This is a genomic window from Allomuricauda sp. d1 (assembly GCF_039592695.1).
GTDB lineage: Bacteria > Bacteroidota > Bacteroidia > Flavobacteriales > Flavobacteriaceae > Flagellimonas_A.
Genome location: NZ_JBBUTK010000001.1, coordinates 461,290 through 472,860 on the forward strand (window position 1 = coordinate 461,290; position 11,571 = coordinate 472,860).

Below are 11,571 nucleotides of genomic sequence, written 5' to 3' on the forward strand. Positions count from 1 at the left end.
AAATCAATTTTTATATGGCAGGGTCGGCCGGGGTATTCGGGTTATTATCTCTTTCAGTATCAGGATAGGGATAAAAATTTCTATTTCTTTCTGCATCAGGATCGGTTGGTCCTGGTCTATCGAACCTTCGACTGTCTTCCAATGACATGCCCGTCATGAACAGTTCTATTCTTCTATTGCGATATATTTCTTCTAAAACAGCTTCTTGGGTTGCAGCACCCGAATATGCCGGGAGATTGGCACCAAGGCCAAACGCATCCTCTGCAGCAGTCTTGGTCAATACCCCGTCAAGTGCACTGATGGCTTCTGTAATTTGGTTCTGTCTTGCAAATGCCTCTGCCCTGATGAGTGACATTTCCCCAGGAAGATAAACAGGAATATCATCCAGATTATCATCGAAGAAGCCCACCGCAAAGAATGCATCTTCGTTTGTCGAAGGATCATTGGCAATGGTCACATAAAAGTTGATTCTCTCATCCGCCGGATCAGGAAGCAAATCATCTGGAAGTCCAAATTCATCATTTTTCGCTTCTACAACGTTGTTTGTACCGTACGTCTCTGAAATAGGGTTCGGTACCGCAGCATCATAGGTCCAAGTAGACTGTACTGACAAATCTACCGCTCCTGCAGCATTTATGGCTTCAGGATAATTACCTGCCATGAGATGGTATCTCGCCAATAATGCTTGGATGGAATTTTCTAAATCTACAGATTGAAACACACCTCCGGACACGCTTGAGGATATTCCAGCTTGAACATAACCTAGCGCTGTATTCAAATCTGTAATAACATCTGCCAATACTTCGGCTCTTGTATTGAATTGTGCCTCTTTTTCTGTTGCTAAGGGGACTTGCTCAAAAAACTGGATTAAGCTTCCATTCGCCAAAGCTCGATAAAAAAGTGCATACGCCTTTAAGCTATTGGCCTCAGCTTCATCAGATGCAGCTGCATCAGCACTTTCCAACACGGTCAAGGCTTCTCTGCGAACCAACATCAACTCGCCCCAAAGATTTCTGACAATCCCATTATTTATTGAAATTTCGTTTCCACCGTTGGTCAACTCTGCCTCAGCTAAGTTTCCAGGATTTATGAGCCTAAGTTCATCTGCAGTCAAGCCAGAGGCAGTTACGGTGTTATAAATTGCACCTGCCCTATCAGTGCTGTAGCGTTGTTGAATGCCATTGATTAACCGAATTAGATTGTCAACACTACCTTCTACTTCGGGGTCAGAAATGTTGATTGGGTCTATAAATTCCTTATCACATGAAGAAATCGATGTCAAAAGAATAACTACTATGAATGTTTTATATATACTTTTCATTTTCTTCATTTTAGAAATTAGCACTTAATGATAGAATGAATGTTCTTGGAATGGGAACATTACCAAAATTTACCGCCCGTAACAAATTTGACTGACCACCAGCATTGGTTTCGGGATCGTAGCTGAAAAAATTATCGATTGATATCAAGTTTCTGCCTTTTAAGCCAATGGTAAAATTTTTGACCCCTTTAAACAATTCAGGAAAAGTGTATGCTAACGCTACTTCCCTAAGCTTAACAAAAGAACCGTCTTCCATTCTGAACTCCTGAATGGGATAAATAGCTGAAATGTAACCACGGGGAAGCTCACCGGTAAGTTCTTGTTCTGCCAATCTGCCTACACCGACTCCTTGCCTGGTACGTTTGTCCGCATCAAAAATATCAAACCCTTGAACGGCTTCCCAAAGCATCGAAAAGGAGAGTTGTTTGTATCTGAGGTCTGTACCTATTCCTAAGAGAAAATCTGGATTAGGATCACCGATGACCCTTCTTAGGGGGTCACCAATGGGTTGACCACTAGCATCTCTTTGGGGGGTGTCCGTTGTTATATCACCACGTTCTTGCTGTGGCAAACCATCTGGGGTCAATAATAAGCTACCATCGTCATTTCGGGCAAAGTAAGTTCCGTAAAAAACGCCTAAAGGCTCCCCTTCTCTTACCTGGGGTGGAGCACCGGTAACATTTGCAATCGATATTGGACCCCCTGTTGTAGCCGTTACTTCATTGCGATTGCGGGTAAAATTAAAGTTCAAATCCCACTGAAGATTATCTTTTCTGATAGGTGTGATTCTTAAATAGGTCTCGAGACCATTGTTTTTCATACTTCCAACGTTTTCAAACCTTGAAAGCCCACCTTCTGAAGGTGCAAGCGTACGTTGTACTATCAAATCTGAGATTCGCTGATTATAATATGTGAACAATACCGAAACTCTGTTGTCAAACATGCTGAAATCAGTTCCTATTTCAAATTCCTTTAGCCGTTCAACCTCTAAATCTTCATTGCCCAAGGCACTGGATTGGCTTAAAGTGGTAGTTCCCAGAAACTCGTTCGGATTGTATCTTCCGAATCGCGCATAAGGTCCTACTGCCGTGAGGTTACCCGCTTCACCGTAAGAAGAACGTAATCTTACGGAATTGAAAATATTCGATATACCTGAACCTTCCCAAAACGGCTCATTTGAAAGAACGTAAGAACCTGAAACTTTTGGGTAGAAATTGGTTCTTTTGTCAGGGTCAAAGTTTGTGGCCCCATCAACCCTTCCTGCAAAAGTCAAAAAATATCTATCATGGAAGGAAAGGGTTTCTTGAATGAAACCTCCAAAGATTTCTATTCGGTCATCGCTCTCTTGGGTTTGTAGTGGTACTGTAGGCACTCCATTAGCATCAAGGTCTCTTCCTTGTGTGCCGTTATATTCTAATTCACTTGATTGAAAGTTATACCCCACCACGGTTTGAGAATTGATGTTATCAGTGAGGTCAAAATCGAAGGTTGCATTGATATCGTAATTCCAGTTAAATATGTTGGCCTCTGCATTGCCCTGATACCCTAAATTGAAATAAGATGCATTCACAGGTTCATAAGGATAAATAGGAATAGAAATATTACCTTCTTGCTTATAGGTATCGATGCCCAAAATCTGATCGATAGTCAAAAAAGCGGTGGGTTTCAAAGAAACTGTCAAGTTCGGGATAAATCGGGTGACATCTTGATTGATATCAAAAGTTTCAATTATAGATAATGGATTCACCCTAGTAGGCTCAACACTTTGCAAATTACCATTCGCGTCACGCTGTGTGGCATCAAAGATATTGTTGGTGATGTTTACCGAGTTTATTGGACTCCAAAAAACATTGCCATCAGGTTTTTCATCTGATGAGCTGTTCATAAAATAAAGGCCCACCCCATAAGAGAGCCAATCAGTAACCGTGTGATTGAAATTAAGCCTTGCAGAAAATCTATTGTATTTGGTGTTCTTGATGATGCCCTCGTTGGAAAGGTAACCAACGGATGCCGCATATCCCATCTTTTCATTACCGTCTCTTATTGATAGATAATTGTCGGTACCCAAACCCGTCTGAAAAATTAAATCTTGATAATCAAAACGCTCAACTTCTGCGATATTGGTCAATAAGTTTGCAAATGGAGTGGTATTGCCTTCTTCATCCCTTCCGAAAATGGGCCAAAGTCTCACATCTGCCCCTCCAAATTGCTCACCCCTTAAGTTGACATCAACTTCTTTTCTGAGCTGGTTGACATTGAAGGAAGTCTTGAAGAAGATTTCTGGTCCGTCAGTAAAGTTTCGCCCTCTTTTAGTGGTAATGATTACTACACCATTGGAAGCTCTTGAACCATATATGGCAGCTGCCGCAGAACCGTTAAGAATATTGATATCTTGAATATCGTTTGGGTTGATATCTACCAAACGATTTTGACCTGGGCTCGCATCCCCAGCGCTTACATTGATGTTCGTAACATTTGTCGTTAAATTACTTGCAATAACACCATCCACAATGTATAATGGTTCTGAAGAACCACTAATCGTACTTGGACCCCTTAATCGAATGGAAAAACCACCAGCAGGGTCACCAGAGTTTTGTGTGATCTGTGCTCCTGGAACTTTACCTTGAATTGCAGATGTTACGTTGATTGGGTCTGCTTGTAAAAGTGCTACGCTTTTGACCGTAGTTACCGCATTACCCAATTTCTTTCTTTCTTGAACTACCGTAGAACCCGTTACGACGACTTCATCTAGACTTAACAAATCCTCTGCTAGAATTGCATCGTTGGTTACTGTGTTACTGGAACCAAGTGTGATGGAAATTCGTTGCGTCGAATATCCCAGAGAACTGACCACCAATGTGTAGTCTCCTGATTCTAGTGTAGCACTGAAATTATAATTTCCATCGAAATCGGTGATGGTCCCAAAAGAGGTGCCATCGACAAATACAGATACTCCTGGCAGTGGAGTTCCTGTATCTCTTTCGGTAATTTTTCCATTCAGGGTATACTGTGTCTGGGCATACACCGAACCTCCTAAGGCCAGTGCTATTGCCAATAACAGCAACCCCCCATTCTTTTTGAGATAATCATGTGTTCTTTGCATAGCGAGTTAGTTATTGTTTCTATTAGATTACTATTAAAAAATATGCCTGACAAACGCCTCCATTGCCGCATAATCGGCCAGTCCGAGAGCATTGTATTTTTCGGCAGTTTCTTTGTTGCGTTCTTCGGCGCGCATCCAAAATTCTCTAGAATCATTGCCCTGAAACATGACCCCATCTTTTTGTGATTGGTGGCAGAAAATGGCATTACGTTTTTTCAAAACTTGATCAGGGCTCATGGGTACCGCCATGTCAATTTGGTGGATATCCCATTCATGCCATGCCCCACGATAGAGCCACAACCAGCAATCATTCATGAATGGTTCCGGTTTAAGCCGTTTAACGGCCTCAAAAACAGCATCCAAACATGTTTTGTGCGTGCCATGTGGGTCGGCTAGGTCTCCGGCAGCATAGATCTGATGGGGTTCAACTTTCTTGATGATGGCTATCATGATCTCGATATCTTCTTCAGACAAACTGTTTTTCTTCACCGTACCTGTTTCATAAAAAGGAAGGTCCAGAAAATGAACATTGGCATCATCCAAACCCAAATATCTTGTGGCCGCATACGATTCACCCCTTCGAATATTGCCTTTCAAGGTTCTAACTTGGATTGGGTCAACACTGCTTTCACTTTTTGCCTTGATGGCATCGATGATGTTTTGCGCCTCTCCGGATTTTGAAATGCTTTTGGAGATTTCCGCATAGCGAAGCGCATCTTTATCTGAAACGGCAATGTTGCCCGAGGTCTGATACGCTACATGCACCTCATGCCCTTGCTGTATGAGCCTGTCAAAGGTACCGCCCATTGATATGACATCATCGTCAGGATGCGGACTAAAAATTATGACCCTCTTTTTGTCTGGTTCAGCACGCTCAGGTCGTTTGGATTCATCTGCTCCTGGCTTCCCACCTGGCCAGCCCGTGATGGTGTGTTGCAATCTATTGAACATACGTATGTTCAAATCATAGGAGTCTTCTTGGGTCAACAAACCCGACATACCGTTGTCATTGTAGTCTTTATCGGTAAGCCGCAAGATGGATTTGCCCGTCTTTTCACAGAGCCAAACGACGGCCTTTGCTGTCAAATCCTCAGTCCATTCCAACGATTCATCAACCAGCCAAGGGGTTTTGTTTCGGGTCAACTCGCTACCTGCTGCTTCATCGAGAACAAAAGTGCAGTTCTCATGTTCTTGCAAATAGGTGGCGGGAACTTCTGGAGAAATTTCTCCCTCCACAGTCTCTTTGATAATGTCCGCCTTGTTGCGGCCCCACGCCAAGAGTACGATTCTACCAGCACTTCTCACGGTAGCGATACCCATGGTGATTGCTTTACGGGGTACATTGTCGATGCCCAAAAAAGCAGGCGCGGCATCGACGCGGGTGATGTGATCTAAAGTGATTACCCTAGTGCCTGAATTGTAGTGGGAGCCTGGTTCGTTAAAGCCGATGTGCCCGGTTCTGCCAATTCCCAATAGTTGAAAATCAATTCCACCAGCATCTTTTATTTTCTTTTCATAATCAAGGCAGTACTCCTTGACCGATTCTGGCGATACCATACCGTCGGGGATATGCACATTTTCAAGGAGAATATCCACATGGTCAAACAACTGTTCGTGCATGAAATGGTGGTAGCTTTGCCTGTTTTCTTTATCCATCGGCAAATACTCGTCGAGATTAAAGCTGATGACATTTTTAAAACTCAACCCCTCTTCCCTGTGCATTCTGACCAATTCGTCATACACACGTATGGGTGATGAACCTGTTGCCAGCCCAAGCACACATTGTTGGCCTTTTGACTGTTTTTCACGAATTAAATCGGCGATTTCTTCGGCTACCATCATCGAAGCTTCTTCAGAACTTTCGAAGATGACATTGTGTATTTTTTCGAAACGGGTATCTTCAAACTGGCCCGCAGGTTTGTAAGAAATATCCCTTTTTTTTGTTTTCAGCATATTCCTTTAAAGTAAATTGATTGCAGCTTTTTTCATTTTTTAATAGCGTTCTACTCCAAATGTAGGCAAAAAAGTGATTTTAAATGCAATATTTTGCAATATTTTTCTTTTTTAAGCTGTGATTCTTTTCTTTTTGCATTATTTTGCAGCTATCATTACCATTGACGACTTTTTATGCTAAAGGCAGAACGCCATCAAATCATCTTGAATGAAGTGCAATTGCACAATCGTGTCTTACTGGGCGATATTGCTGAAGAACTGAACGTCTCTATCGATACCGTCAGGCGTGATGTAAAAGAGTTGGACGAACAGCACTTATTGAGAAAGGTACATGGAGGCGCCATTGCTTTGGGATTCAATACTTTGACAATTCAGGGGCAAGGGGTTTATGCGCTTGTGGAAAAGAGAAAAATAGCAGAGAAAGCCATCAAGCTTATACGACCTGGGCAAGTACTCTTGATAAGTGGTGGCACGACCAATGTTGAATTGGTCAGAATGTTGCCCCCAAAACTCGAACTCACCTGCTTTACACCAAACTTGGCTGTTGCTGTGCAACTATTGAACAAGCCCAATGTTGAAACTATTTTGATTGGCGGGAAACTTGTAACGGATTCTCAGATTGCAGTTGGCGGCAGTGCAATTAATATGCTTTCTGACATAAGGGCAGACCTTTGTTTTTTAGGTACAAACAGCATTCATTCTGAGGCAGGAATCACCGAGTTTGACTGGGAAATCGTGCAATTAAAAAAAGCGATGATCAGCGCCTCAAAAAAGGTGGTCTCGCCATCTATTTCTGAAAAGCTTGACAGCATACGCAAGTATCGTATATGCGGTACCGAGGCCATAGATGTGTTGATTACCGAACTCGAGCCCACAGATTCGAAACTATCACCTTATTCTGAAAAAAATATAGAAATTTTATAGCGCAAATTGGTGGAAAAGAAAATCACAGAATTGTCCTCATATTATGACCACTTAGAAAAGATGTCAATAAATGAGGTATTGGAAAACATCAACAGAGAAGATAAAAAAGTGGCCGAAGCCGTAGAAAGCGTCATCCCAAAAATCACTGAACTGGTTGATGCCACCGTTGAGCGGTTTGAAAAAGGTGGTAGACTGTTTTATATCGGTGCCGGTACCAGTGGACGGCTTGGTATTTTGGATGCTTCTGAGATTCCCCCGACCTTCGGGATGCCACACGACCGCGTCATCGGTATCATTGCAGGGGGCGATGGCGCCATCCGTAAGGCCGTGGAATTTGCCGAGGACAATAGAAAACAGGCGTGGAAAGATCTTCAAGAATATGAAATCACTCAAAATGACGTTTTGGTCGGCATCGCGGCATCAGGCACCACACCTTATGTTTTGGGAGGGATTGAAGATGCCAACGCCAACGGGCTTGTAACAGCAGGAATCACCAATAACCCAGGTTCGCCATTGGCAAAACTTTCACAGATACCCATTGAAGTGGAAGTGGGGCCTGAATTTGTCACGGGCAGCACGCGAATGAAAAGCGGTACCAGCCAAAAATTGGTATTGAACATGATATCGACGGCCCTGATGATTAAAATCGGTCGGGTAAAGGGCAATAAAATGGTCGATATGCAATTGAGCAACAATAAATTGGTCGATCGAGGAACTCGGTATTTGGTCGAGGCACTGAATATGGACTATGACAAAGCTGAAAAAGCCTTAAAAGAATACGGATCGGTTCGAGAAGCGCTAAAAGCGTTACAATGAGCAGCAGTTTTGAGGAACGGTTAAAAGGCGGCCACCCCAATTCTCTGGGAAATACCGTAGAGGTAGTGGCAGAAGTATTGGGCAATCACAAACTATTTGATGAATTGTTCCACTGTTATTTTTCTGATGATGAGGTGGTTCGACTTCGGGTCTCTAACGCAATGAAACGAATCTGTAAGGAAGAAAAGCAACTTCTGATTCCCTTTTTAGACCGTTTTTTGACAGAAATCGCGGCAATTGATCAAGCCTCAACGCAATGGACGCTCTCCCAATTATTTTTATCGTTGGAAAAGGATATGACCGCTACCCAAATCAATCAAGCCAAAAAAATCATGAAATATAATTTGGCAAATCACGATGATTGGATTGTACTTTGCCAAACCATGGAAACTTTAGGCAGGTGGGCAAAAAAGGATGGAAATCTAAAAGATTGGCTAAAACCGCATCTTAAAAGGTTGGCAAAAGATGAGCGTAAATCCGTATCAAAAAAGGCATCCAAGGTTGCTGCTATGTTGGCTTAATTCTTCACTTTGAATGCCAGTAGCGTTCTATTTCCCCCCAACCTGTATTCACTATATTTGAAGGCAGTGCACTAATAGCAAGGCTTTGAACAATCCATTATTTCTAAATATCACGAACGAGACGGTTCTATTCTACGGATGGTGGCAGTTTGGCACCTGTCTATTTGCCTTTTTTGCATTGTTGTCAATATGGTGGCACATAGGTAAAAAGCAAAATGATTTTGGCCAGGTCTGGTTGGCGCTTTCAGTTTTATGTTGGAGTTTTTCGGGTTTAGTCGAGGTATACTACGCCCAAAACCCTGTAGGAAACGAGTTGCTCATCGATGGATATCGAAGCATATTATCACTTTTCAACAGCCTTTTTATTTTATTGGCCCTGCCTTGGTTTCGGTATCTGCCCGGTTTTTTGAAGAACATCATCAAATCAAGATACTGGACACTCATTGTGGGGTTGCCCTTTCTATTTTCACTGCTTCCCACAATCAACAAGATGGCTTTCGGAAAATCGTCGCTTGTCAATGAATTGGACGTGTACTATGCAGTGCTTACACTCATCTTTTTGGGTTTTGTGCTTTGGCATTCTTTTGCAAAAAGACGGTTGCTATCGCTGGCGTTCTTATCGCTGGTCTGTATTTTGATCACACTGCTGGCGCAGTTTTATAAACTTACCGACTCGACGATAAATATGACGCTTTTTTCCGCAATTTTTAAAACTTCACTGATCATGATATTTTTTGCCCTGGCCCTAAGTTGGGTAAAAGAATTATCAGAAAATGTAATTCCAAGTGCTTCCAATCTTTCTATGGTTTTTAAAGTGAATCGCCAACATGAAAAAGTCGAACGTGCTGTTCTGTTTGGTGGATTTCCTGGGGACAAGGTTCGCAGGGTTTTGCTTCCCAATTCGCAATTTGAACTTTTTTACCGTTTTGCGGCCGTTAGAAAAGAGGAGGGGAGCGACTGGTTGGAAATTAAGCCCAAACATCATGCTTTACGAGAAAAATCGTATGATATTGGCGATTACAACGAAATAAGACGACTGCTTTTCTCTTTGCTCGATGGTTTGTTTGGTAAGGGAAATTGGACAAAGAAACAACACCTCACCCCGTTTAAGGAAACCTTATTCGAGCTATCCAAAAGAAGGGAGCGTAAAATACGACTGCTTGTTCCGCCTGAAAATATCACCCTTTAGGCCGATTTGACGCCAAGAATGTCTGAAAGTCGCTTTCTGACAACTCATAATTTTTTCTGACTTTTTGTTTTTTTTGAAAGGATACATACCAACTTGGAGGTCATAAACTCATTCAAGCATGTATACCAAAAGTCCATGTTGCCTTTCTATATTCATTGTGTTCTTAATACTGTTTCCAGCAAGTTTGTCAGCTCAAACCGCTGGGCTTGATGAACGAATCAATGATGCTTTCATGCCTTTTGCCATTTGGTGGGAGCATCTTATTTTTTCTGAGATTACCTTCCTCGGGTATGACATTCCGATTGTACTGATACTGTTGCTGTTCGGCGCCTTGTTCTTCACGGTGTATTTAGGCTTCGTGAATATCAGATATTTTCCGTTGGCCATTCAAGTGGTTCGGGGAAAGCATGATGATTTGGAGAAAACAGTTCCGTCAGGTTCCAAAAAGAAAGAAGAAACTGCCTTTGACCATTCGGGGGAGGTCAATCATTTTCAGGCACTCACGACCGCAGTCTCTGGCACAGTGGGCCTGGGAAACATTGCGATGGTTGCTGTAGCCATTTCAATAGGAGGCCCAGGGGCCACATTTTGGATGATTATAGCCGGACTTCTTGGAATGTCCTCAAAGTTTGTAGAGTGCACTTTGGGAGTGAAATACAGGGACATCGATTCAGAAGGCAATGTGTTCGGCGGGCCAATGTATTATTTGTCAAAGGGCCTGAAAGAGAAGGGTTATGGAGCTGTGGGAAAATTATTGGCAGCTGTCTTTGCCCTATTGTGCATAGGTGCCTCGCTTGGTGGGGGCAACGCCTTTCAAACCAACCAGGCAGCGGCGCAAATTATTGAGCGATTTGAAATCGAAGGCTCAAATTCTGGCACCGTCATCGGGGTTTTGTTTGCTGTTTTGGTTGGAGTCGTCATCATTGGGGGCATCAAACGAATAGCAAAGGTGACAGAAAAGGTGGTGCCTTTTATGGCAGCCCTGTATGTGGCTGCCGCCCTTTTTATCATTTTTTTGAATTTGGATAGGGTAGGGCAAGCCTTAAACCTGATCATATTGGAGGCATTTTCTCCAAAAGCGACCATTACAGGCGGATTTATCGGTGTGATGATACAGGGGTTTCGAAGAGCGGCATTTTCGAATGAAGCAGGGGCTGGCTCGGCAGCGATTGCCCATTCAGCGGTAAAGACAAAGTTTGCCGCATCTGAGGGTCTGGTCGGTTTGTTGGAGCCCTTTATTGACACCGTGGTCATTTGCACGATTACCGCTCTGGTCATTATTATGTTCAACATCGATGGGGCATTTGTGTACGGTGATGTAATCAATCAGCAAGCACTGCTTTCTGACGGCACTAGGGTCGGAGGCGTAAACCTCACCTCTTTGGCATTTGAAAATGCGATACCGGGTTCTTCCTATGCTTTGGCGGTTGCCGTAGTGTTGTTTGCCTTTTCGACCATTATTTCATGGTCGTATTATGGCCTTCAGTCATGGAAATATTTGTTTGGCAGGGGAAGGTATTCTGATTTGGCTTACAAGTTCCTATTTCTGGTTTTTACGGTCTTGGGTGCCGCAATCACTTTGGATGCAGTCATCAAGTTTTCCGATGCCATGATCCTTGCGTTGGTATTTCCGAACATTATCGGACTGTTGCTACTCTACCCCAAGGCTAAGGAAGAGTTGGTAGACTACCTAGAATTGATTGCCAATAAAAAATAATCCCTATATAGGCTTCAAAACCACCGC

8 protein-coding genes are annotated in these 11,571 nt (G+C 42.9%); 5 read left to right on the forward strand and 3 right to left on the reverse strand.

Features of this window, described 5'->3' with window-relative positions; translation table 11 throughout:
* Nucleotides 1–10: 10 nt before the first annotated feature.
* The 3 genes from AAAH86_RS02230 to nagB are packed head-to-tail and all read right to left on the reverse strand — an operon-like array spanning nt 11 to nt 6,377.
* A complete protein-coding gene (locus AAAH86_RS02230; RefSeq protein WP_343485868.1) occupies nt 11–1,321 on the reverse strand; it encodes a RagB/SusD family nutrient uptake outer membrane protein in 1,311 nt (436 codons plus the stop codon).
* Nucleotides 1,322–1,331: 10 nt separating this feature from the next.
* A complete protein-coding gene (locus AAAH86_RS02235) occupies nt 1,332–4,424 on the reverse strand; it encodes a SusC/RagA family TonB-linked outer membrane protein (protein ID WP_343485869.1) in 3,093 nt (1,030 codons plus the stop codon).
* Nucleotides 4,425–4,457: 33 nt separating this feature from the next.
* Nucleotides 4,458–6,377, reverse strand: coding sequence for a glucosamine-6-phosphate deaminase (nagB, locus tag AAAH86_RS02240; protein WP_343485870.1), 1,920 nt, complete (start codon nt 6,375–6,377; stop codon nt 4,458–4,460).
* Between the two features lie 174 nt (nt 6,378–6,551).
* Here nagB and AAAH86_RS02245 point away from each other — a divergent pair, with 174 nt between their 5' ends.
* The 5 genes from AAAH86_RS02245 (at nt 6,552) to AAAH86_RS02265 (ending at nt 11,544) form a co-directional block, all read left to right on the forward strand.
* Nucleotides 6,552–7,301: a DeoR/GlpR family DNA-binding transcription regulator gene (locus tag AAAH86_RS02245; protein WP_343485871.1), complete on the forward strand. Its 750-nt coding sequence runs from the start codon at nt 6,552–6,554 to the stop codon at nt 7,299–7,301.
* 6 nt (nt 7,302–7,307) lie between these two features.
* A complete protein-coding gene (murQ, locus tag AAAH86_RS02250; RefSeq protein WP_343485872.1) occupies nt 7,308–8,117 on the forward strand; it encodes an N-acetylmuramic acid 6-phosphate etherase in 810 nt (269 codons plus the stop codon).
* Nucleotides 8,114–8,638 (forward strand): hypothetical protein, encoded by a 525-nt coding sequence (locus AAAH86_RS02255; RefSeq protein WP_343485873.1) that lies wholly within the window; start codon nt 8,114–8,116, stop codon nt 8,636–8,638. The genes murQ and AAAH86_RS02255 overlap by 4 nt, the downstream gene beginning before the upstream one ends.
* Before the next feature lie 85 nt (nt 8,639–8,723).
* Nucleotides 8,724–9,827 (forward strand): hypothetical protein, encoded by a 1,104-nt coding sequence (locus tag AAAH86_RS02260; RefSeq protein WP_343485874.1) that lies wholly within the window; start codon nt 8,724–8,726, stop codon nt 9,825–9,827.
* A gap of 232 nt (nt 9,828–10,059) precedes the next feature.
* Nucleotides 10,060–11,544, forward strand: a complete 1,485-nt coding sequence (locus AAAH86_RS02265; protein WP_343486816.1) for an alanine/glycine:cation symporter family protein — start codon at nt 10,060–10,062, stop codon at nt 11,542–11,544.
* The last annotated feature ends 27 nt before the right edge of the window (nt 11,545–11,571 follow it).